Source organism: Glutamicibacter nicotianae (assembly GCF_006539525.1).
Taxonomy (GTDB): domain Bacteria; phylum Actinomycetota; class Actinomycetes; order Actinomycetales; family Micrococcaceae; genus Glutamicibacter; species Glutamicibacter nicotianae.
Genome location: NZ_BJNE01000002.1, coordinates 110,560 through 133,549 on the forward strand (window position 1 = coordinate 110,560; position 22,990 = coordinate 133,549).

General features: G+C 63.7%; 22 protein-coding genes and 1 pseudogene. 16 read left to right on the plus strand and 7 right to left on the minus strand.

What is annotated here, in order from left to right:
• Positions 1-154: 154 nt before the first annotated feature.
• The 3 genes from ANI01nite_RS03290 to ANI01nite_RS03300 all read left to right on the plus strand — a co-directional run bounded on the left by ANI01nite_RS03290 (position 155) and on the right by ANI01nite_RS03300 (position 2,941).
• On the plus strand, positions 155-937 hold the full coding sequence (locus tag ANI01nite_RS03290; RefSeq protein WP_141355997.1) for a carbonic anhydrase: 783 nt from the start codon (positions 155-157) through the stop codon (positions 935-937).
• Between the two features lie 139 nt (positions 938-1,076).
• Entirely contained in the window at positions 1,077-2,297 is a 1,221-nt protein-coding gene (locus ANI01nite_RS03295; protein ID WP_170214554.1) for an MFS transporter, read from the plus strand.
• Positions 2,298-2,347: 50 nt separating this feature from the next.
• Complete coding sequence (locus tag ANI01nite_RS03300; RefSeq protein WP_141356001.1) at positions 2,348-2,941, plus strand: GNAT family N-acetyltransferase; 594 nt, start codon at positions 2,348-2,350, stop codon at positions 2,939-2,941.
• Between the two features lie 110 nt (positions 2,942-3,051).
• Here the strand turns inward: ANI01nite_RS03300 and ANI01nite_RS03305 are convergent, their stop codons facing one another.
• From ANI01nite_RS03305 to ANI01nite_RS16960, 6 genes are all read right to left on the minus strand, one after another.
• Positions 3,052-3,807: an iron ABC transporter ATP-binding protein gene (locus ANI01nite_RS03305; protein WP_066143314.1), complete on the minus strand. Its 756-nt coding sequence runs from the start codon at positions 3,805-3,807 to the stop codon at positions 3,052-3,054.
• Positions 3,804-4,838: an iron chelate uptake ABC transporter family permease subunit gene (locus ANI01nite_RS03310; RefSeq protein ID WP_141356003.1), complete on the minus strand. Its 1,035-nt coding sequence runs from the start codon at positions 4,836-4,838 to the stop codon at positions 3,804-3,806. The genes ANI01nite_RS03305 and ANI01nite_RS03310 overlap by 4 nt, the downstream gene beginning before the upstream one ends.
• 4 nt (positions 4,839-4,842) lie before the next feature.
• Positions 4,843-5,823 carry an ABC transporter permease gene (locus ANI01nite_RS03315; protein WP_141356005.1) on the minus strand — a complete coding sequence of 327 codons (981 nt, stop codon included), beginning with the start codon at positions 5,821-5,823 and terminating at the stop codon, positions 4,843-4,845.
• Positions 5,824-5,916: 93 nt separating this feature from the next.
• Positions 5,917-6,903, minus strand: coding sequence for a siderophore ABC transporter substrate-binding protein (locus tag ANI01nite_RS03320; RefSeq protein WP_141356007.1), 987 nt, complete (start codon positions 6,901-6,903; stop codon positions 5,917-5,919).
• A 336-nt stretch (positions 6,904-7,239) separates the two neighbouring features.
• Entirely contained in the window at positions 7,240-7,773 is a 534-nt protein-coding gene (locus ANI01nite_RS03325; protein WP_223308824.1) for a DUF488 domain-containing protein, read from the minus strand.
• Between the two features lie 34 nt (positions 7,774-7,807).
• On the minus strand, positions 7,808-8,020 hold the full coding sequence (locus ANI01nite_RS16960) for a hypothetical protein (protein WP_038992925.1): 213 nt from the start codon (positions 8,018-8,020) through the stop codon (positions 7,808-7,810).
• Between the two features lie 176 nt (positions 8,021-8,196).
• Between ANI01nite_RS16960 and ANI01nite_RS03330 the strand changes: the two genes are divergently transcribed.
• The 13 genes and pseudogenes from ANI01nite_RS03330 to ANI01nite_RS03385 form a co-directional block, all read left to right on the plus strand.
• A complete protein-coding gene (locus tag ANI01nite_RS03330; protein ID WP_141356009.1) occupies positions 8,197-8,883 on the plus strand; it encodes an SDR family oxidoreductase in 687 nt (228 codons plus the stop codon).
• Positions 8,884-8,966: 83 nt separating this feature from the next.
• Complete coding sequence (locus ANI01nite_RS03335) at positions 8,967-9,650, plus strand: HD domain-containing protein (RefSeq protein WP_141356011.1); 684 nt, start codon at positions 8,967-8,969, stop codon at positions 9,648-9,650.
• 131 nt (positions 9,651-9,781) lie between these two features.
• Positions 9,782-10,609 (plus strand): IclR family transcriptional regulator, encoded by an 828-nt coding sequence (locus ANI01nite_RS03340; protein WP_141356013.1) that lies wholly within the window; start codon positions 9,782-9,784, stop codon positions 10,607-10,609.
• Between the two features lie 132 nt (positions 10,610-10,741).
• Positions 10,742-12,043 carry a cytochrome P450 gene (locus tag ANI01nite_RS03345; protein ID WP_038992926.1) on the plus strand — a complete coding sequence of 434 codons (1,302 nt, stop codon included), beginning with the start codon at positions 10,742-10,744 and terminating at the stop codon, positions 12,041-12,043.
• Between the two features lie 2 nt (positions 12,044-12,045).
• Positions 12,046-13,125: a PEP/pyruvate-binding domain-containing protein gene (locus ANI01nite_RS03350; protein WP_141356015.1), complete on the plus strand. Its 1,080-nt coding sequence runs from the start codon at positions 12,046-12,048 to the stop codon at positions 13,123-13,125.
• Between the two features lie 50 nt (positions 13,126-13,175).
• Positions 13,176-15,047, plus strand: coding sequence for a PEP-utilizing enzyme (locus ANI01nite_RS03355; protein ID WP_255314376.1), 1,872 nt, complete (start codon positions 13,176-13,178; stop codon positions 15,045-15,047).
• A 98-nt stretch (positions 15,048-15,145) separates the two neighbouring features.
• Positions 15,146-15,892, plus strand: a complete 747-nt coding sequence (locus tag ANI01nite_RS03360; RefSeq protein ID WP_141356017.1) for an SDR family NAD(P)-dependent oxidoreductase — start codon at positions 15,146-15,148, stop codon at positions 15,890-15,892.
• A gap of 51 nt (positions 15,893-15,943) precedes the next feature.
• Positions 15,944-16,264 (plus strand): 2Fe-2S iron-sulfur cluster-binding protein, encoded by a 321-nt coding sequence (locus tag ANI01nite_RS03365; RefSeq protein WP_141356018.1) that lies wholly within the window; start codon positions 15,944-15,946, stop codon positions 16,262-16,264.
• 2 nt (positions 16,265-16,266) lie between these two features.
• Positions 16,267-17,562, plus strand: coding sequence for an NAD(P)/FAD-dependent oxidoreductase (locus ANI01nite_RS03370; RefSeq protein WP_141356021.1), 1,296 nt, complete (start codon positions 16,267-16,269; stop codon positions 17,560-17,562).
• A 7-nt stretch (positions 17,563-17,569) separates the two neighbouring features.
• Positions 17,570-18,238, plus strand: a complete 669-nt coding sequence (locus ANI01nite_RS03375) for an HD domain-containing protein (protein ID WP_128469552.1) — start codon at positions 17,570-17,572, stop codon at positions 18,236-18,238.
• The gene (locus tag ANI01nite_RS03380; protein ID WP_141356023.1) at positions 18,235-19,728 is read left to right on the plus strand and encodes an aldehyde dehydrogenase family protein; all 1,494 of its coding nucleotides are present in this window, start codon (positions 18,235-18,237) and stop codon (positions 19,726-19,728) included. The genes ANI01nite_RS03375 and ANI01nite_RS03380 overlap by 4 nt, the downstream gene beginning before the upstream one ends.
• Positions 19,729-20,160: 432 nt before the next feature.
• Positions 20,161-20,313 (plus strand): FAD-dependent monooxygenase, encoded by a 153-nt coding sequence (locus ANI01nite_RS17135; protein WP_307723197.1) that lies wholly within the window; start codon positions 20,161-20,163, stop codon positions 20,311-20,313.
• A 12-nt stretch (positions 20,314-20,325) separates the two neighbouring features.
• A pseudogene (locus ANI01nite_RS03385) lies at positions 20,326-21,903 on the plus strand (FAD-dependent monooxygenase); the annotation flags it as partial.
• Positions 21,904-22,235: 332 nt separating this feature from the next.
• Here the strand turns inward: ANI01nite_RS03385 and ANI01nite_RS03390 are convergent.
• The gene (locus tag ANI01nite_RS03390; RefSeq protein WP_038992932.1) at positions 22,236-22,982 is read right to left on the minus strand and encodes an aspartate/glutamate racemase family protein; all 747 of its coding nucleotides are present in this window, start codon (positions 22,980-22,982) and stop codon (positions 22,236-22,238) included.
• Between the last annotated feature and the right edge of the window lie 8 nt (positions 22,983-22,990).

The following is a 22,990-nucleotide window of genomic DNA, read 5'->3' on the forward strand; positions in this document are numbered from 1 at the left end:
AATCACAGCCTCCTGTTGCCGGCATATTAAATCTCGCCGAAATATGACGCCTGCTATTCATGAATCAAATGCATAACACTAGACTGCTTGATGTTATTTACTAACAAGCTATAGATAATCCGACTTTTCAGCTCGTCAGACGCCACAGGAAGGCATGATGCCCCAACCCGAATCAGCAACCCCCAAATGCAACGATGCAACCTCGACCGGCCCTTCGCGCCGCGGTCTGCTCGCCGGCGCCTCCGGGCTCATTGCCCTGGCCGGACTGGCGGCCTGCGCTTCGCCGCAGGCCTCCGACGCGGACCGCGCGCATCTGGCCGACCCCGCGCGGACCCCCGACGAAGTGCTGCAGGTGCTGCGCGCCGGAAACCAGCGCTATTGCGCCGGCAAGCCGGAGCACCCCAACCAGGCAATTGACCGGCGCAGCGAGCAAGCCGAGCACCAGAGCCCCTTCGCCTTGATTCACGGCTGCGTGGATTCCCGCGTCACCCCCGAGCTCCTGTTCGACCAGGGGATTGGAGACCTGTTCGTCACCCGGACAGCCGGTGCCGTGCTCGATGACACCTTGGTGGGCAGCATGGAATTCGCTGTCTCCAGTCCGTATTCGGTACCGCTGCTGGTGATCCTCGGGCACACCGCCTGCGGCGCGGTGACGGGCACGTTGAAGGCGATGGAGAAAGATGCCGGGAACCCGCAGTTGCCCGGGGAGATGGAAGACTTCGCAGCTCAGATTGCACCCGTAGCCCGCACAGCAGGAGTCGAGGGATCGGGAAGCGAAGCGGTGGACACGGTGGTGCAGGCCAATGCCCGAGCCGTGGTTGAGCAGCTGCTCGAGCGCTCTGCCATCATCCGCAAGGCGGTGGAAGAACAGCGGACCCGGGTGGTGCCGGCGGTCTACGACCTGGAGACCGGAGAGGTGAGCTGGCTGGAGGGCTGACCATCCGGAGAAATCCAACTCCCGGGCTTATCGGCACGGTGCCGCCATTGAGTCGCAGCGGCACTGGTACTCTCGACGCTGGATGCCATTGCAGCATTCGCCAGTGATCAGTCCGCAGTCAGCTGCGGTGAAAGGCCCCATGACAGCCACCGAATCCAGTGCAAACTCCCGCGCCCGTGCAGCAGTCGCTGCCCTGTTCCTCACCAATGGAGCGCTTTTTGCCAATATGGCGCCGCGTCTTCCCGAGTTGAAGCGGGAACTGGGATTGGACACCGCAAGCTACGGCTTGCTGGTTACGGCGTGGCCCGTCGGGGCGATCCTTGCCGGGTTGGCCGCCGGTACGCTGGTGCGCCGATTCGGTTCCGCGCAAGTTGCCGTCTTCGGCACGATGGCTACCGGTGCGGCATTGCTCGCCGCCGGCAGCGCCCCGGAGGTGCCCTGGGTGGTGCTGGCTTTCGCCGTGGGCGGTGCCATGGACTCGATTACCGATGTCGGGCAGAACGCGCACGGCCTGGTGGTGCAACGGCGTTATGGGCGTTCGATCTTGAACTCCTTCCACGCCTTGTGGTCTGTCGGAGCGGTGCTTGGCGGATTGATGGCCGCCGGGGCGATTCAGCTGAACCTGGCGCTGCCGGTGCATTTGGGCATATCGATGGCGCTGTTCGCCGTGGTGGCGCTGATCGCATTGAAATTCTGCCTTCCCCGGTCGGCTGAGCAGGCGGCCATCGAACCCGTTGAGCCGCCGGCTGCCGAGGCCATCCGGACCGCGCGCCCAGCAGGGTCCCGCGGCCGGCTGCTGCTGATGATGAGCGCCTTGGTCTTGATCTCCGTGGCTGGAGTGATGGTCGAGGATGCCGGAAATTCCTGGTCGACACTGTATCTGGGCGAGCTCGGGGCACCAGCGGCACTGGCGGCCAGCGGGTTCATCGCCTTGGTTGGCGCCCAGTTCGTTGGCCGGATCCTCGGCGATGGGATGGTCAACCGCTTTGGACAGCGCCGCATGGCCCAGTTCGGCGGCGCGCTGATAGCGCTCGGCATGGGCTTGGCGTTGCTGTTCCCCAGCGTGCCGGGCACATTGCTGGGTTTCGCGGCGGCTGGATTCGGCTCGGCAACTCTGGTCCCGGCGGTAATGGACCAAGCCGACAAGCTCCCTGGCCTGTCCCCGGGAACTGGCCTGAGCATTGTCTCCTGGCTCATGCGATTGGGCTTCTTGCTCTCGCCGCCACTGGTCGGATTCCTTGCCGAGAATGTCGGGTTGCGGCTGGCGCTGCTGGTTTTCCCCATTGCGGGTCTGATAGTGCTGATTTGCTCGCCGGTGCTGCGCGGAAAGAAATCACCTGAGGACGGGGACGTGCAGTAAAGCGGTCGCGACTAGCGCTCATCTCGAATACCTGCGGATAGGCTTGGAGCATGGAAGATGCGCTGAAGAAGATCAGCTGGCCGGTACGCACCGAGCGGCTGAGCTTGCGCCGGGTGACGCCGGATGATGTGGAAGCAATCTGGCGCTACCGGCAGCTTGCTGAAGTTACGCAGTGGATCACCGCTGGTCCTGGGACACTGGAAGATTTCCGCGCCATGTTCTTCGCGAAGGACTATCCGCTGAAGGATCTGGCCGTGGAACTGGATGCCGGCCAGGGGACCGAGCTGATTGGCACGGTCATGCTGAATATCGTGGATGGCTGGGGCCAAAGCGAAGTTGAGCAGAGTGCCAAAGGCGTTGAGGGAAACCTCGGCTGGAGCTTCGACCCGGCCTACGGCGGCAAGGGCTACGCCACCGAAGCCATCCGTGCTGCCATCGGCCTGTGCTTCGGCCCACTGGGCCTGCACCGGGTTACTGCCGAATGCTTCGCCGCCAATGAGCCATCGTGGAGATTGATGGAGCGCTTGGGGATGCGCAAGGAATTCCATGGCCGCAAGGACAGTCTGCACCGCAGCGGGGAATGGATGGATTCCATGGCCTATGCGCTGTTGGCCGAGGAATGGACGGACTCGACTTCCTGCTGAAGGTGCTCTTCGAGTTTTAGCATGGGAACCTCATCAAAGTTGCCGCGACACAGCAAGACCCCGTGACCACTGACGGTCATGGGGTCTTGCTGTACTGAAATTTCGCGAACTCAGTAGTACACCGCCAGCGGGCCATTGGGGCCCGGAACGACGTTGACTGGGGTCTCGAAAACTTCGCTGAGGATTTCGTCCTGCATGATCTGCGCTGGGGTGCCGAAGTGCACCACCTTGCCCTGCTTCATGGCGCAGATGTAGTCCGCGTAGTGCCCGGCGAAATTGATGTCGTGCAGCACGATCACGATGGTGCGGTTCAGCTCGCGGGCGGCACGCTGCAGGTGCTGCATCATCACCACTGAGTGCTTCATGTCCAGGTTGTTCAGCGGCTCATCGAGCAGCACCGTATCGGTGTCCTGGGCCAGGACCATGGCCACATAAGCGCGCTGGCGCTGGCCGCCGGAGAGCTCATCGAGGTAGCGGGCTTCCAGTTCGCCCAGATCCAGGAAGTCGATGGAGCGCGAGATGATCTCTTCATCGGCCTGGGTCAGCCGGCCCTTGGAGTGCGGGTAGCGGCCGAAGCCCACCAGCTGGCGCACGGTCAGGCGGGTGACGAAGTGGTTCTCCTGTCGCAGGATCGAGACGATCTTGGCCAGGTCCTTGGAATTGGTCTTGGACACGTCGTAGCCGGAGACCTCGATGGAGCCCTGGTCGATGCCCAGCAGGCGCCCGACCATGGTGAGCATGGTGGACTTGCCAGCTCCGTTCGGGCCAACCAGCGCGGTGATCCCGCCGGTGGGGATTTCCAAGCTGACCGGGCCGATGGAGACCGTGGAGCTGTACTGCTTGCTGACGGAATTGAGGGTAATCACAGCCGGCCCTTTCGCAGGATGAAGATCAAGAAGGTAATGCCGCCGACGGCTTCGATGATGATGCCAACCACGCCTTCGGCGTAGAAGACGTTCTTCATGATGAAGTAGGCGCCGGCCAGGACCACGAAGCCGATGAGGAATGACATCGGGTAGATGAAGCGGTGGTCATAGGTGTCGGCCAGCTGGTAGGCCAAGGTGGCCACCAGGAAGCCGAGGAAGGTCAGCGGGCCAACCAGCGCGGTAGTGACGGCCATGAGGATGGAGATGAAGAACAGGGACTTCATGACTTCGCGGCGGTGGTTGATGCCCAGGTTGATGGTGGTTTCCTTGCCCAGGGCGAGGATGTTCATCTTCTTGGAGGACAGCACCAGGTAGCCGCCGGCGATCAGCACCAGCGGGATGGCCACCGGCATGTAGCTCATGTCGGCGTTGGCCATCGAGCCGAACAGGCGTGCGGTGAGCACGTCGAATTCGCTCGGGGTCAGCAGGCGCTGCATGAACGTGGCGATGGAACCCAGCCCGGTGCCGATGATGATGCCCACCAGCAGCATGATCTGGATGTTGCCCAGCTTGCCGGACAGCAGCCAGCCGTACAGCGCCACCGACAGGCCCACCATGATCGCCACTTGCAACACGAACTGGCTGACCCCGGTAAAGAAGGTCACGCCGGCCACGCCCAGCACGAAGACCGCGCCGGTCTGCACCACGCGGTACAAGGCTTCGAAGCCCATGATCGATGGGGTGATGATGCGGTTGTTGGTGACCGTCTGGAAGGCGACGGTGGCGATGGCCTGGCAGGCCGCCACGATCACCATGGTCAGGATGTTGCTGGCGCGCAGCTTGGCGATGATCCAGAAGCCGTCGGAGCCGAACGGCATGGGGTTGTCCCATGCGAGCAGGCCGATGCCGAAGAACAGGGCCAGCCCGATCATGATGGACAGGGTGATCCAGTAGCGCTTGCGGACCTGCTTGGTGGGAAGCGGGCCTGCGCTGCGGCCGGCGTGATGGGTGCCCAAGGCGGGGTAAGTCATGAGATTAGCCAACTTTACGCTGCCTCAGGAGCAGGAAGATGAAAACGACGGCGCCGAGCACGCCCAGGATCAGCGAGACCGGAACCTCGAACGGCATGATGATGGTGCGGCCTACAAGATCGCAGATCGTGGTGATCGCGATGCCCAGCAGGCAGACCCAGGGCAGGTTGCTGCGCAGGTCGTCGCCGCGGACCATCGAGACGATATTCGGCACGATCAACCCGAGGAATGGCAGATTGCCAATCACCACGGTGACCACGCCGGTGGCGACCGCGATCAGCGCGGTGCCCAGCAGCATCACCTGGCGGTAGTTCAGGCCCACGTTGGTGGCGATTTCCTCGCCCAATCCGGCCACGGTGAAGCGGTCGGCAACGATGTAGATGGCCACTGCCACGATGGCCACGATCCACAGCACCTCGTACTGCCCGCGGATCACCGAGGTGAAGGAGCCGGCCAGCCAGATGCCCATGGACTGCAGCTTGTCGGTGGACAGGGCGAAGAAGGTTGAGAAGGCGCCGACCACGGAGCCTAGCATGATGCCCACGATCGGCACGGTGAGCGAGGCCTTGAGCGAAACCCGCTGCAGGAACAGGAAGAAGATCATGGTGCCGATGAAGGCGAAGGCAATCGCCACGCTCATCTTTGCCAGCAGGGTGGCGGTGGGGAAGAAGACCAGCATGGTCAGCAAGCCCAGTCCGGCCCATTCGGTGGTGCCGGTGGTGGTCGGCTCCACGAAGCGGTTCTGGGTCAGCAGCTGCATGACCAATCCGCTCATGGCCATGGCGGCACCGGCGAGCACCAGTGCGATGGTGCGCGGAATGCGCGTGACGGCGAACATCATCGCGCCGTCGTCCTTGCCGAAGATGTCGTAGACGCCGGTGAACAGCGAGAACGCCAGCAGCACCAGCACCGCGAGGATGCCCAGTGCGAGTTTGCCGGTGAGGACCTTGCTCTTGATCCGGGCCGGGAGGGTCGTGCTTGTCATAATGCCGCCGTGGAAATATGTGGTGGGAATGCGCCTCTAGTGGCGAAGCCGGAATCCGGCTTCGCCACTAGAGGCCAGGGGAGTTCAAGACGCTTACTTGGCAGCTTCCAGGGCGTCAGCGAAATCATTCAGGAACTCGGTGTAGGTCTGGATGCTCTCGTTGGTGTAGGTGTCAGCCGGCATCACGATAACCTGGGCTTCCTTGGCGGCGGTGACGTTCTGCAACGCTTCGGAGTTCTCCAGCAGTTCCTTGGCAGGCTGGTAGTCGGCACCGTCAGCGCCAACAGCTGCGTCGCGGTCCATGACGATGATCCAGTCAGGGTTCGACTTGGCGATGGCCTCGACCGAAACGTCGTCGCCCTCGTGGTCGGTGGAGGACTCTTCGAGCTTCAGTGCCGGGGTCAGGCCCAGGAAGTCGAACATCGGGCCGACGGTGCGGCCGGTGGTCGGAGCCGAGTAGCCCAGCTCGCCGCCCGAGGCGATCAGGCCCATGACGGTCTCGTCCTTGTTGTAAGCATCGGTTACGCGCTTCTCGGCGGCCTGGAAATCCTCAACGAGCTTCTTGGCCTCGGCCTGCTTGCTGAAGATTTCGCCCAGGGTGGTGACCTGGCGTTCCAGCTCGGTGTTGAATGGCTCGCCTTCGCGTGGGTCGAGGGAAACGATGGTGGCTTCTGGTGCCAGTTCCTTGAACTTCTCGGCGTGCTGGGTGTAGCGCTGGCCGTTGATGATCAGGTCAGGGTCGACGGTGACTACCGATTCCAGGTTGGGTTCCTTGTGGCTTCCCAAATCCAGGATCTTCTCGTCCTTGGTGTAGGAGATGGTGTCCGGCATCAGGGACACGGCGCCTGCGGTCAGCTCGATGCCCCAGGAATCGAGGGTCTCGAAGGTGCGGTTATCGGTTGCAACGACAGACTTTGCGGGAACCGTGATGGTCTTCTCGCCTTCGTTGTCGGTGATGGTGACAGTCTTGGCGTCGCCGGCCTTGGCCTCGGCAGCGGTATCGGTTGCGGAACCGCAAGCGGTCAGGGACAGTGCGGCGATGCTCAGCAGTGCGGCAGCGCGAAGCTTCATGGAGGACATGTATTCCTTCTTCGAACAGCAACCGGCGTTGGTTGCGCTATTAAGTGATCTGATAATTAGCTTAGCCTTATCTGAGCGAATTAAGCTAAGCCGCCCTTATGTTAGGTAAATCACCCGAATGCCCGAACTACGCGCGGGGCACAGCAGGAAAATTCGGCACTTTCCGAAGTTGCCCCCAGTTGACTGGGCGATTTCCGGGGTAAATAACGACCGTCCACCTTGTTTAATTAGTCCATATTGCTTCGGCGGCCGCGTCAGGGAACGTCATGAATTGCACCGGTAACGATTTCCATGACGGAATAAAGGGCATTATTGCCTAATCTTTCCCGCCGCGTATCAGGCGGCCGGGTAGGTAATCCTCAGCTGCGGGCCAATCACGGCGCCAGGGCTCAGCTCAGCGGCCTTGGCCTCGGGTCCATCAATGATATGGAGGACTTCGGCGCCGCGGGCCAAGAGGTAATCGGCAATGATTCGGCGGTGGCAACGCCACCACACCGCTTCGGCGCACATGATCGCAATCTTCTGGCCGACGGCCCGCTCCTGGAGTTGCTGGATTGCGTGGAGGAAATCATCGCCGAGTGCGTGGTCGGCGTAATTATGGAAGCTGCGGTTCCTCCACCACGCGTTGACCTCGAAATCGACGCTCTGGCTCACCGGGCGCCTGCCGGCCAGAGCCTCCTCGCGATGCAGGCCGATTCCGGCCGCTTTCAACGAGGCTTGCAAGGCATCGGAGTTGAACTGCGGGAACTTGCGGGATCCGGCCAGCTTGCGAACGTCCACCACCTGCATGATTCCGTGCTGCATCAGCAGAGCGAGGAAATCCTCAATGGATCTTGTTGAGTGTCCAATGGTGAAAATCCTGGCGGGCAAAGTGCTGGCTCCCTGGAAGAGAATAGGAAACGGGCTAGTGCTGTTCGTGCTTGGCGGAGCTGAGCACCAGTTGTAGCAGCTCCTGGACCTCGGCAGCGCGCGACTGCCAGTAACCGGTATCGAGCCCGAAACCGAGGGACGCTTCATCGGCACGTTTCTTGAAGTAGTCCCGGTGGTCTTCCAAGGCATTGGCCAAATCTGCGAACTGGTCGTTGCTGAGTTCCAAATTCAGGGTTTTATGCTTCATGAGCTTCATCCTCGGTTGAGTGCGAATGCTATAAAGCAGAGAATACGCCGATTGCCAGCAAGAATGCTGTCAATTGAGCTGCCACTCAGGAAGAGGTCGGCGGCGCGGGTAAAGGGAATAGGCTCAGGGCAGGCCTCGTTGTGCCAGATACGAGCATCAACCAGAAGGAGCAATTCATGGCTGAAGGAAATCGAGTAGTACTCATTGGCGGACACGGGAAGGTCGCCCTGCTGGCGGCTCCCAAGCTGGCTGATCGCGGCTACGCGGTCGATTCGCTGATCCGCAACCCCGAACACGCCGCCGACATCAAGGCAGCAGGTGCCAAGCCGGTGGTCCTCGATATCGAGAGCGCCGAGGTGGACCAGCTGGCGGATGCCTTCACCGGTGCCAGTGCCATTGTGTTCTCGGCGGGAGCCGGCGGCGGCAACGAGCAGCGCACCCGCGCTGTGGATTACGAGGCGGCAGTGCGATCCATGAAGGCTGCCAAGCAGGCCGGGGTGGACCGTTTCGTGATGGTCTCCTACAGCCGTGCGCTGGTCGACGTGGACAACCTGGACCCGTCCAACTCCTTCTACCCCTATGCCAAGGCCAAGCACGACGCGGATGCCTTCCTGCGCGGCACCGACCTTGACTACACGATCCTGGGCCCGGGCGCGCTGACTTTGGAGCCTGCAAGCAAGCATGTGGTGCTGGCTGACGAGGCGGGGAACCTCAAGGATTCGGACGCTGACGGCGAGAGGATGCAGACCTCCCGCGAAAATGTCGCGGAAGTGATCACCCATGTGGTATCCAGCAATGCGGCACGCCGGACCACGGTGAACTTCTACGACGGCAAGATGCCGATCGTCGAAGCGATCCTCTAGGGTGTGCGGGATAGAGGTTCGCGGCTTCCACTGAGTGGATGCCCGGGCTTCTGCCCGCGGGCAACCGGTGGGATCATGTGACCATGACCAAACTAGAACCTGCAGCGAACCACTACGGACGCGATGTCTCGGCCAGGATTGGAAGCGCGGCTCCCAATCTGTTCGAGCAGTACCCGTTGCTGGGGGCGCTGTGGGAGGACGCCAAGGACCTTCTAGCGGTCCGGAGCAATGACACCCACACGCTGTATTCGGTGTCCATTGCCGATCAGCTGCTGGAGCACCACCGGCATGCGGAGGCCAAAATCGTGTTGCCGGCCATGCTGCTGCACGACATCGGCTGGTCTGCCGTGGATCCGGACCTCGTGCTCAGTGCGATCGCGCCGGGTGCGGGCAACCCGGAACTCGTGCTGCAGCACGAAAAGGAAGGCGCCAAGCTGGCTGCGCGGCTGCTGGAAAAACATGATGTGGCGCAGGAAGATATCGAACGCATTGTCCATATCATCGATGGCCATGACTCCCGCGCCGAATCCACCAGCATCGAGGACTCCCTGGTCAAGGACGCGGACAAGCTCTGGCGGCTGACCGGCCATGGGCTGGACACCATCATGGACTGGTTCGGCCTGACCCGCGTCCAGGCGTTAACCCTGGTGGAATCCCGGGTTGCGGGGAAGCTCTTCACCGAGGCGGCCCGGAGCATGGCCAGCGGATTCATCGCGGTCCAGCGCGCCAGCATGCTGCCGCAACGGCTCGTGCTCGACGGGCAGTAGCCGCCCGAACCGCGGCGAGCACGCAGCAGTGCGCCCGGCCGGTTGCCCAAGAGCGACCATGCCGGAGGGCTACTGTGGGGTGTGCCAGCGGTTTATGCGAGGGCATGAGCAGATTTCCAACAGGAGGCATAATGGCCGGTGGCAGTTCGCAGCCGGGGCGCAGCGTCACATCGAAGATCCTCGCGATCCTTGCCGCCTTCGAGACAACCAGAAGGTCGCTGAGCCTGACCGAAATTTCCGCCGCGGCCGACCTGCCGCTATCCACCACCCACCGGCTGGTGGGCGAACTGGTGGAATCCGGGATGCTCAGCCGCTCCGCCAACGGCGGCATCCAATTGGGCCTGCGCCTCTGGGCGATCGCCCAGAACACCGGCCGGCAACTTCGCGACACTGCCCGCCCTTACGTGCAGGACCTGTTCTCCTTGACCGGCGAAACCAGCCAGCTGGCCATCCGCGACGGGAACATGTCGCTGTACATCGACCGCGTCTACGGCACCAAGCGCATTGCCCGGGCCTCGCGGGTCGGCGGGCGACTGCCGCTGCATGCCACCGCCGTGGGCAAGGTCATTCTCGCTTTTTCCGAATCGTGGGTCGCCGACGCCTATCTGGAACTGCCCCTGCAGCAGATGACCGCGCATACCCGCAGCAACCCCAAGCAGCTGCGCGAGGAGCTGGAGCGGGTCCGCGAGAAGGGGTATGCCACCACCAATGAGGAGGTCCGGCTGGGCACCTCGTCGATTGCGGTCCCGGTCTTCCACACCGGCCGCCTGGGCTGTTCCATCGGCCTGGTTATCCCGACCTCCCATGCCGCGAACATGGACCGTTTCCTGCCCGTGCTCCAGGGGACGTCCCGGCGGCTGGAAGCCGCGACCGTGCATATTCCGCTGGAAACCTTGCTGGGCATCGTATCCGGCCCCGACATGAATGTTCCCGAGGAAGAATCGCCGGAAGAAGGATAGCGGGGCAGGAAAGGCAGCTTCCACTGGATGGAAGTTCCTGCTATACCGCGGGGTGTGGGGTAGGTAACACTTGGGTTAGTGAACGTGGCGCGGAGCACACCGTGCCCCATCGATTTCCCAAGGAGCAGTTCCATGACGAGCACCCCAGCCATCTCGGGCGGATGCCCAATGGGCTTCGGCGCCGAAGCGCCGGCCGGCCATCACGGGTACGAGCCGTTTGCAATGGAGAACCCCTTCCCGTCCTACGCGAAGATGCGCAGCGAGCAGCCGGTCATGTTCGACGAGCGAACCGGCCTGTACGTGCTCACCCGCTATGACGACGTGAAGGCGGTCTTCGAAGACTGGGAGACCTTCTCCTCGGAGAACGCGCAGGCTCCTGTCCGCAAGCGCGGCCCGCAGGCCACCAAGATCATGAATGACGGCGGATTCACCACCTACTCCGGCCTGTCCGCCCGCCGCCCGCCGGAGCACACCCGCATCCGCGCGATTGCGCAGAAGGCCTTCACCCCGCGCCGCTTCAAGGCGCTGGAGCCGATGATCCGCGAGAACGTGCGCAGCGCCATCGAGCAGATGCTCGCCCGCGGCGACGGGCATGCGGAAATCGTGGCGGACCTGGCTTACTCGCTGCCGACCATCACCATCGTGACCCTGATCGGCGCCGACATCTCCAAGGTCGACACCTACAAGCGCTGGAGCGACTCCCGTGCGGCCATGACCTGGGGCGACCTCAGCGATGAAGAGCAGATCCCGCACGCCCACAACCTGGTCGAATACTGGGACGAATGCCAGAAGCTGGTCGCCGAAGCCCACGCGACGGAAGGCGACAGCCTGACTGCCGACCTGGTCAAAGCGCAGAACGAAGGTGCGGAGATCACCGATCACGAGATCGCCTCGCTGCTCTACTCGCTGCTGTTCGCAGGCCACGAGACCACCACCACGCTGATCTCCAACTGCGTGCGCGTGCTGCTTGAGCACCGCGACGCCTGGGACGCGCTGGTTGCCGAGCCCAAGCAGATCCCCAAGGCCATCGACGAAGTGCTGCGCTATTCCGGCTCCATTGTCGGCTGGCGCCGCAAGGCGCTGAAGGACACCGAGATCGCCGGCGTGCAGATCCCCCAGGGTGCAGAACTATTGCTGCTGATGGGATCGGCCAACCGCGACGAATCCCGCTTCGAGAACGGCGAGGACTTCGACATCACCCGCGCCAACGCCCGCGACCACCTGTCCTTCGGCTTCGGCATCCACTACTGCCTGGGCAATATGCTCGCCAAGCTGCAGGCGAAGATCGCGCTGGAGGAACTGGCCAGCGCGCTGCCGAACCTCCAACTGGTGGATGGCGATGCCATCACCTTCCGCAAGAACATTTCCTTCCGCGTCCCCGATTTCGTGAACGTCACGCTGAACGCGGATGCCGATTCGCTGAAAGAGGCCTAGAGATGAGCAACAACGAATTCATTGAGTTCTTCGACGGCGGCAAGGAACCGACCCTCGACTCGCTGGGCGGCAAGGGCGCTTCCCTGGTCACCATGACCGCAGCCGGCATGCCGGTTCCCCCGGGATTCGTGGTCAACACCGAAGCATTCCGCACCTTCATGCACTCGGGCCTCTCCGAAGAGATCGCCGAGCGGCTCAAGGGACTGGACCCGGAGGACGTGCAGGCCGCTGACGCCGCCAGCGCGGCAATCCGCGAAATGATCATCTCCCGTCCGGTCCCCGAAGAGCTGGGCAACGCGACGAGGGAGGCCTACGCGCAGCTGCAGTCCCGCTTCGAGAGCGAGGTGCCGCTGGCGGTGCGTTCCTCGGCCACCGCGGAGGACCTGCCCGACGCCTCCTTCGCCGGCCAGCAGGACACCTACCTCTGGCTCAACGGCTACCGGGAGGTGGCAGACCATATCCGCGCCTGCTTCGCCTCGCTGTACACCACCCGTGCGATCATCTACCGGATCAAGAACCAGATCCCCGACGAAGGCTTGTGCATGGCGGTAGTCGTGCAGAAGATGGTCAACGCCAAGAGCGCAGGCGTGGCCATGACCCTGGACCCAACCAACGGCGACCGCTCCAAGATCACCGTGGACGCCTCCTGGGGCGTGGGCGAAATGGTGGTCTCGGGAACTGTCACCCCGGATAACATCCAGCTGGACAAGGTCACCCTGGCAGTGATCCACGAGCATATCGGCGACAAGCATGCCGAGATGGTCCCCGACGCGGCCACCAACACCCTGGTGGAACGCGACGTGGAGGAAGCACGGCGCACCGTGCGCTGCCTGTCCGATACCGAACTGGCAGCCGTGGCCCAGCTGGCCAAGCGCGCCGAGAAGCACTACAAGGCGCCGCAGGATATCGAATGGGCCATCGACGCCGACCTGCCCGAGGGCGAAAACCTGCTGCTTCTGCAGGCCCGTCCGGAAACGGTCCATTCGGCCAAGACCCCGGAAGCCAAGCCCAAGAGCACCGGCTACTCCTCATCCCTTGGATTCGGATCCATCACCGCATCGCTGACCAAGATCAGCGGCTAGCACACATCGCAATTCCCGCCCGAGCCTTCCCTTACCCCTTGAAAGGGTGCATGACCATGACAATGAAGTCGTTCCCCAAGCCATCCGATTTGCCGGTGCCAGCAGGTGCCGAAGGATGGGAAGAGATCTACCCGTACTACCTGGTGTTCCAAGACGAGCTCAAGGAGCAGGAAGACGCCAAGTTCTGGTTCTGCGACTCACAGCACTGGCCAACGGTCTTCAAGCCCTTCGAGACCATTGGCGGCGAATTCGCGGTCAAGTGCCTGGGCCAGTACAACGCCCGCCACCTGATGATCCCGAACGCCAACGGCATCGACTTCCGCATCCACCAGGGCTACCTGTACATGTCCCCGATCCCGGTGCCCGATGAGCAAATCGCCGCGCGCGTCTCTGAATTCGAAGCACGCATCGGCCACTACTTCGGCGACTGGGAGAACAAGCTGGCTGCCTGGCACACCAAGGTCAAGGGCACCATTGCCGATATGGAAGCGCTGCGCTTCGACCCGCTGCCGGAAATCGTCCCCTTCGAGGACATGGAGAACGGCGTGGGCAAGGACGGTTCGCAGGTCCTGCTGGATAACTACGACAAGCTGATCTCGCTGACCTACCAGAACTGGCAGTACCACTTCGAATTCCTGAACCTGGGCTACATTGCCTACCTGGACTTCTTCAACTTCTGCAAGGAAGTGTTCCCCAACATCCCTGACCAGTCCATCGCCACCATGGTGCAGGGCGTGGACATGGAACTCTTCCGCCCGGACGACGAGCTCAAGGCGCTGGCGCTGCTGGCAGTCGAGCTTAAGCTGTCCGAGCTTTTCTCCAACACCGACGACCCGGCCGCCACCCTGGCCGCCATCGCCGCCGCACCCGGCGGAGAGCGCTGGATCGCGCAGTGGGAAGAAGCCCACGAGCCATGGTTCAACTTCACCATCGGCAACGGCTTCTACGGCCACGACAAGTACTGGAATGAGAACCCGGAAATCCCGCTGGGCTTCATCGCCGACTACATCCGCCGCGTCGAGGAAGGCGCGCAGATCCTGCGTCCCACCGAGAAGCTGATCGCGGAGAAGGAACGCATTGTCGAGGAATACGCCGACCTGCTCGACGGCGAGACCGCACAGGTCTTCGAGGCCAAGCGCGCGCTGGCAGCCACCGCCTACCCGTACGTGGAGAACCACAACTTCTACATCGAGCACTGGACCATGGGCGTCTTCTGGCGCAAGGTCCGCGAGCTGTCGCGCATGCTGGCTGATGCAGGGGTCTTCGAGGATCCAGGGGACCTGCTCTACCTGGGCCGCAACGAGGTGCGCGACGTGCTCTTCGACCTGGTCACCTCCTTCGGCATCGGGGCCGGCGAGCCGATCGCCGCGGTGGCCCTGCCCAAGAAGATCGCCAAGCGCCGGCAGATCGTCGACGCGCTGAAGACCGCGCGCCCGGCCCCGGCGCTGAACACCCCGCCGGAATCGATCACCGAGCCATTCACCCGCATGCTGTGGGGCATCACCACCGAACAGGTGCAGTCCTGGCTGGGCAATGACGAGGACGCCCAGGAGAACGTGCTCAAGGGCATGGCCGCCTCGCCAGGCACCGTCGAGGGCGTGGCACGAGTGGTCATGCACGCCGACGAGCTGGGCCAGATCCAGCCGGGCGAAATCCTGGTGGCGCCGATCACCGCGCCGAGCTGGGGCCCGATCTTCGGGAAGATCAAGGCCACGGTCACCGATATCGGCGGCATGATGTCGCACGCGGCGATCGTCTGCCGCGAATACGACCTGCCTGCGGTCACCGGTACCGGCAGCGCCTCGACCACCATCAAGACCGGCGACCGCCTGCGGGTGGACGGCGGCAAGGGAACCGTGGAAATCCTGGTGGACAGCCCCGTGCTGACCGGGCCTTCAGCCCATTCCCACAACCACGGCTAATTCCGTCCCAGTACCCCAAGCCGGGATCACCCCGGGTGCCGGCCCGTCCCAGGGCCGGCACCCGCTCAAGAATCTCCAACTGACGAAAGGCACGATCCATGAGCAGCTCACCTACGGTGCTGATCACCGGGGCCGCCGGCGGACTGGGCCGGGCCTTCGCCCTCGGGTTCGCCGAACGCGGCTACCAGGTAGCCGCCGCCGACATCGATTTGGCAGGCACCGAGCAAACCGTGCAGCTGGTCCGCGAAGCCGGCGGGCAGGCGCAGGCCTTCGAAGTGAATGTCACCGACCCGCAATCCACCGAGCAGATGGCGGCCGGCGCCGCGGAATTCGCCGGCGGACGCATCGACGTGCTGATCAACAACGCGGCGATCTACGCCACCGTGACCCGCTCGCTGTTCGAGGACATCGACCCCGGCGAATGGGACAAGGTCATGGGTGTGAACCTCAAGGGACCATGGATGGTCACCCGCGCGGCCTCCCCGTTCCTGGCCGCCGGATCCCGCGTGATCAACCTGGCCAGCGCCACCGTCTACTCCGGCTCCGAGCAGTGGGCCCACTACGTGGCATCCAAGGGCGGAGTCATCGCCCTGAGCCGGGTGATGGCCAAGGAGCTGGGGCGGCGCGAGATCACCGTGAACACCATCGCCCCGGGGTTCACCCTCACCGAAGCCAGCCTGGGGCTGATGGAAGACGCCGCCAGCTACGGCGTGGACCGCGGAGCGCTGAAGCGGGCCAGCCAGCCGGCCGACATCGTCGGCGCCGCACTCTTCCTGGCCGGCCAGGACTCATCCTTCATCACCGGGCAGACCCTCGTCGTCGACGGCGGACGCCAATTCATCTGACAACACGCTTCAACCCACAAGACTTCAGTCACTTAAAGAGGAGTGATCATCATGGCGACAGTAAATTTCACCGATTTCGAAGGCAACGCACGCAGCGTTGAGGCCAACACCGGCGACTCGGTGATGGAAACCGCTGTGCGTAACGGTGTCGAAGGCATCGTCGGCGAATGCGGCGGTTCGCTGTCCTGCGCCACCTGCCACGTCTTCGTTGCCGACAGCGATCTGGAATCGCTGGAGCCGATGAGCGAAATGGAAGACGAGATGCTCTACGGCACCGCGGTAGACCGCGAAGAGAACTCGCGCCTGTCCTGCCAGATCAAGCTGTGCGAAGGGCAAACGCTCAACGTCACCACACCGGAAACGCAGGTATAGCCATGAACACCGCCACCGCAGTCTCCACCGCCGGCGCCCCGGCCCCGGCGGCGCACACCGCCACCGGCCTGCTGATCGTCGGCGCATCCCAGTCTGGCGTCCAGCTGGCGATCTCGCTGCGCGCGCTGGGCTACACCGAGCACATCACGCTGCTCGGGGACGAGGACCACCGCCCCTACCAGCGCCCGGCGCTGTCCAAGGAATTCCTGCAGGACAAGATCGGCAGCGAGTCGCTGATCTTCCGTTCCAACGACTACTGGGACGAGCACAACGTCACCCTGGTCAAGGGCGAACGCATTCAGGACATCGACTCCAACCCGGATGGCTCCGGGGTTGCCGTGGGCAGCTCCGGCACCCGCTACCCCTACACCCGCCTCGCGCTGGCGGTCGGCGCCCGCCCCCGCCGATTCGAGGCTGAAGGCAGCGACCTGCACGGCGTGGTGTACCTGCGCAACGCCGATGACGCACTGCATCTGAAGGACCTGGCCCCGAATGCCACCGATGTGGTGGTCATCGGCGGCGGATTCATCGGACTGGAAGCGGCCAGCTCGCTGCAGGCCATGGGCAAGAGGGTCACCGTGCTGGAATACGGCCCGCGCCTGGTCGGCCGCGCGGTCGGCGAAGACACCAGCGGCTACTTCCTGCGCAAGCACCGCGAACGCGGGCTCGACATCCATCTGGAAGCCCGGGTGCGCAAGATCCATGGCGCCGACGGCCAGGTGAGCGCCGTCGAGCTGGAAACCGGAGAGGTGATCGACGCGCAAATCGTGCTGGTCGGCATCGGTGTCATCCCGAACACCGAGCTCGGCGAGAAGCTCGGCCTGGACATCGAGAACGGCATTGTTGTCGATCACGCGGCCCTGGCCTCGGATGGCCATACCCTGGTGGTCGGCGACGTGGCGAACATGCCCAACCCGGTCCCCTCAGCGCCCGAGGGCGAACGCATCCGTTTGGAGTCGGTGAACAACGCCGTGGAGCACGCCAAGGTGGCAGCCTACGCCCTGATGGGCCAGCGCGAAGCCTACGCCGGCATCCCGTGGTTCTGGTCCAACCAGGCCGACATGAAGCTGCAGATCGCCGGCCTGTCCCTGGGCTTCGACTCCACCGTGAAGCGCGAAGTCCCGGAGAAGGGCAAATTCACCGTGCTGTACTACCGCGACGGCCGGATCATCGCCGCCGACTGCGTGAACGCGCCGCTGGACTTCATGGCAGTGAAGCAGGCTTTGGCCGCCGGGAAGAACATTGACCCGCAGGCCAGCGCCGATCCTGCCGTCCAACTCAAGACCCTGATTGCCTGAGGACATCATGACTACTTTGAATGACACCCGGCCACTGCCCGCGCAGGGCACCATCAACACCTCGCCGATTGCGCTCGATGAGCACCTCGACGGCGAGCTGGATGCGATCTGGGCCGCAGTGGAACCCGAAACCCGGGCCCGCGGCAACGACATCCACCTGCCGATTTCCCTGTCCTTCGCCCGCCGCTTGTGCGACGCCTACCCGGACGCGGACCGCACCCTGGTGCTGGTGTCCACCTTGCTGCACGACACCGGCTGGGCCCACGTGGATGAGGACAAGATCATCTCCGACGGCTTCCGCGGGGACTGGCGCAAGGCAGATATCCGCTTCCAGCATGAGCAGGAGGGCTGCGCAGTGGCCAGGCGCGTGCTGCCGCCGCTGGGCTATGACGCAGAATTCGTCGAGGCGGTCTGCGCGATCATCGACGGGCATGACACCCGTGCCGAGGCGTATTCGCTGGAGGACGCGCTGATGCGCGACGCGGATCGGCTGTGGCGCTTCGACCAGGCGGGCATTGCGCTGGCTTCGGGCTGGTTCGGCCAGGACCCGAGCACCTACACTGACCGGCTGGAAACCGAGATCATCCCGGAGCTGATCACCGAGGCTGCGGTCGCCATGGCAACCGCCGACCTGGCCCGTTCCCGTTCGCTGCTGCGCACGAAGGTGCTGCGATGATTACGGCCGCAACCACGCGCGAGCAGCTGGCGATCCCGCACCGCCACGTCGACACGCATTTCATTGACGGTCAATGGGTCCGCTCCGCCGGAACCGAACGCATCGAAGTCACCGACCCGGCCACCGGGAAAGTCTGGGGTTCGGTGCCGGCAGGCAATACCCGGGATGTCGAGCGCGCGGTGGGAGCCGCGCACTCAGCCTTCCACGGCGAGCAGTGGCGAAGCTATTCGCCGTCGGACCGTGCGGCGCTGCTGTTGCGCATCGCCGAGGAAGTCGAAGCCCGGGCCACCGAGCTCTCGCTGACCAATACGCTGGAGAACGGTTCCCCGGTCTCCGAAACCGGTGGAGCGGCGGCCAATGCCGCTGGCATCTTGCGCTACTTCGCCTCGCTGGCACCGATGCTGGAAAACGAGGACCTGCGGCCCTTCCCGAACGGGGCAGGGGAGTCCCTGGTGCGCCGCGACCCGGTTGGGGTCTGCGCGCTGATTGCTCCGTGGAACTTCCCGATCAACCTGATGGTGATCAAGCTGGCTCCGGCGTTGCTGGCCGGGTGCACCGTGGTCATGAAACCGGCCTCGCCCACCCCGCTGTCCTTCCGCATCATCATGGATGCCATGGCTGCCGCCGGGGTGCCGGCAGGCGTGGCGAACCTGGTCACCGGACCGGGGCGCATGGGCGATGAGCTGGTCCGCCATCCCCTGGTCTCCAAGGTGGCCTTCACCGGCTCCACTCCTGTGGGGCGCAAGATTGCCGCGGCCTGCGGCGAGCTGCTTCGGCCGGTCACCTTGGAACTGGGAGGCAAGTCCAGCGCGCTGGTGCTGCCGGATGCGGACCTGGACGTGCTCAGCTCGCGGCTGATCCGCTCATGCATGCGCAACACCGGGCAGACCTGCTACATCTCCACCCGGATTCTGGCTCCGGCGCAGCGCTATGGCGAGGTCGTCGAGGCGGTACGTGCAACGATCGCCGCCGGAGTCCAGGGGGACCCGCTGAAGCCGGACACGGTGTTCGGCCCCTCGGCCAACAAGAGCCAGTACGAGACGGTGCTCGGCTACCTTGAGGCAGGCCATGCCGAAGGTGCGCAGGCGGTCACCGGTGGACGCAAGGCCACGATGGGCGGAGACCTGGCCGGCGGCTACTTCATCGAGCCAACGGTCTTTGCCGACGTCACCCCGGACATGAGGATTTCCCGCGAGGAGATCTTCGGGCCGGTGATTACCGTGCTCAAGTACCAGGACGAGGCCGAGGGCATTGCGCTAGCGAACAACACCGAATTCGGGTTGGGCGGACTGGTCTTCAGTGCCGATGAGAAGCATGCGGTGCAGGTCGCTGACCGGATCGATTCAGGCAGTGTGGGCATCAACTTCTTCGCTTCGAACCATGCGGCGCCATTTGGCGGCCGGCACGACTCGGGCCTGGGCGCCGAATACGGTCCCGAGGGTCTCTCGGCGTACCTGAGCTACAAGTCGATTCATCGCGAGGTCCGCTAGCAAAACACCTTCCGGAAAGCATGGCGGCAGGACGTTTCAGGCCCACTGGGTCTGAGGCGTCCTGCTGCCATTTTCGGGTGCTGGAACCGAATCGCGGATACCTGCGAAAATCGCCAAAATTACAGGTCAAATACGATAAATGCGGTTTGCTAAGAGGGCTTCCGCTGGGTGGAAGATTGCCATGGTGCTTCGGCGTGGAAGGAAGCGGGATTGCTGCTAGCCCTCAATGTGTCCCGCATCACAATGACGCGTAGATGAGGAAACTTTTCCGGATCATCGGCAGCGACAGCGCAGTTGACGCTCGATGATCACGCCACCCAGCTAAGGAGCCCCAGGATGCAGTAGCACCACGACGGATATGTCGGCCGCAATCCCTGGATCAGTAATGCAGAAGGAACGGGCCCGAATCGCAGCGCCGAACTGCCTGAGACCATGGATGTGCTCATCGTCGGCGCAGGGCCTGCCGGCATCGTCCAGGCTGCCCAGCTGACCGAATACCCCGAAGTCCACACCCGCATCATCGAGGCCCGCCCCCAGTGGCTGGCCGCAGGCCGTGCCGATGGACTGTTCCCGCGCAGCTGCTAAACCTTCCAGGCCTTCGAGTTCTACGACGAGATTGCCCACGAGGCGGCGCATATGCGCGAGATGAGCTTCTGGGGACCCCACCCGGAGAACCCGGCAGAAATTGCCCGCGGAGCCCGCGCCGATGACCCGCCGGCCTATGTCAGCGAATTCCCGATCCTCACCGTCAACCAGGCCCGCGTCAACATCAACTACGGCGTGGAGTTCCTGGACCTGGTGGTCCACGAAACAGGCGAGTACCCGGTTCAGGTGCGCATCAACGACGAGCACGGCATCGAACGCACCGTGCGCGCCAAGTACGTGGTCGGCTGCGGCGGCGCACGCAGCAAGGTGCGCAGCTGCATCGGCGTCGAGGTCGTCACCGACCCGGCCGACCAAGCCTGGGTGGTCATCGACATGCTGGCCAACACCGACTTCCCCGATTTCCGCACGCGCAGCGGCATCCAGTCCGACAAGGACGGATCGATTCTGCTGATACCCCGAGAAGGCGGCTTCCTGACCCGCTTCTACGTTTCGCTGGAAACCCCGAACGATGAAAACCGGGCACGGATCCGCGCCACCACCGCGGAAGAAGCCATCGCCCGCGCCAATCGCATCCTGCGTCCATACTCGGTGGATGTGCGCGAGGTGACCTGGTTCAGCATCTACGAGGTGCGCCACTCGGTGGCCCAGAGCTTCGACGATGTTGCCGCGAAGAACGACCCGTCGCTGAACCCGCGGGTGTTCATTGCCGGGGACGCCTGCCATACGCACAGCGCCAAGGCCGGCCAGGGCATGAATGTCTCCATCCAGGATGGGTGGAACCTGTCCTGGAAGCTGGGCCAGGTGCTGACCGGGCGCAGCGACGGGTCCCTGCTGAAAACCTACAACGAAGAGCGCCAGGACGTAGCGCAGAAGCTCATCGACTACGACAAGGAATGGTCGGCGATGATGTCGCGCAGCCCGGAGGAAATGGAGGGCCCGCACGAGATCGTCGACTTCTTCGTGAATACCGCCAGCTTCCCGGGCGGCTTCGACACCAGATACGAGCAGTCCTCGCTGACCGGCGGCACCGAGCACCAGCAGCTGGCCGAAGGCTTCCCTGTGGGCATGCGCTTCAAGTCCGCGCAGGTCTCCCGCGTGTGCGATACCACCACGGTGCACCTGGGGCACCACTTCCGTGCCGATGGTCGCTGGCGGCTCTACGCCTTTGCCGACGAATCGGGGCAGGAGGTTGCCGCGCTCGCCGGCTGGCTGGAGCATTCCGCCGATTCGCCAATCACCGCGTACACCGCTGAGGGCCAAGATATCGACAGCGTTTTCGATGCCAAGGTGATCTACCAGCAGGATTACCACGACGTGGACATCAATAAGGTGCCGCGGCGGTTCCTCCCGAAGGTGGGCCAGGCACAGATCATGGACTGGGAAAAGGTCTACACGGCGATCGGGCACCAGGACATCTTCACCGAGCGCGGGATCGACCGGGCAGGTGCCCTGGTCGTCGTCCGCCCGGACATGTATGTAGCCCAGGTGCTGTCGCTGGCTGCCCGTGCGGAACTGGCCGAGTTCTTCGCGCAGAACATGGCATCGCCGAAGGTGCCTGAATTCTCCTGATCTTCGCCCGGCTGTGCAGCAGCAGGTTGCCCCGGTGTCCCTAGGGCCCGGGGTAACCTGCTGTCCAGAACATGTCGGGACTTCTTGGCGGCGTGGCGGTTGAAGATGACTGTTGCAGTGCGGGCAGATGCGTCTCCAGCGAGCAGGATGCAGGGGCTACTTCGTGGCAGTGTGCGGCCGGGGGCTGGGAAATGGTCCGAAAATCAAGGGAACCCCGGTGCCGAAGCACCGGGGTTCCCTTTTGTCATCACTCGCACCTTCATGAGGTACTTATTACTCTAGAACGGCTGACTGTGAGCTCGCTGGGTTGAGCCTGCCATTTGGCTTGGCATTCAGCGGCTCGCCAGGCCGGCGGTCGCCGGGACCATCGGAAAGCCGGTTACGGTTTTGGGCCGCGGGGGAGCGTAGGTGCGCACCTTGGAGGTGCTCAGCCCCATCCGGACCAGCGACTCCGCGATGGTTACCGCCGCACGCACGCCATCGACAATCGGCACGCCGGTGGCCAGCCGCACCTGGTCCTCCAGCTCGGCCATGCCGCCGCAGCCCAGGCAGATCACTTCGGCCTTGTCCTGCTCGACCGCTTGGCGGGATTGCTCGACAATGGCCGCCACCGCGCGCTGCGGATCGGATTCCAGTTCCAGCACGCCCAGCCCGCTGGCACGCACCGAGGCGAGCCGGTCGGTCAGGCCAGCCAATTTCAACCGGTCCTCGATCAGCGGCACCGTGCGGTCCAGCGTGGTGACCACCGAATACTTGTGGCCGAGGAATTGGGCGGTGGAGGCGGCGGCTTCGGTGATGTCCACAACCGGGACATCCAGCAGCTCCTGCAGGCCCTCGCGGCCGTGCTCCCCGTAGCCCGCCTGGATGACCGCGTCGAAAGGCTCGGTGTAGCGGACCACCTTGTCCATTACGGCGATGGCGGCCAGATAGCTTTCGAAATTGCCTTCGCAGGAATCGGCCCCGAAGTCCGGGGTCAGTTCGACGATTTCCGTGCCTGGCGAGGCGACCTGCCGGGCGGAATCCCCGATGGCGCGGGTCATGGATTGCGTGGTATTGACGTTCAGGATCAGAATGCGCATGAGTAGTC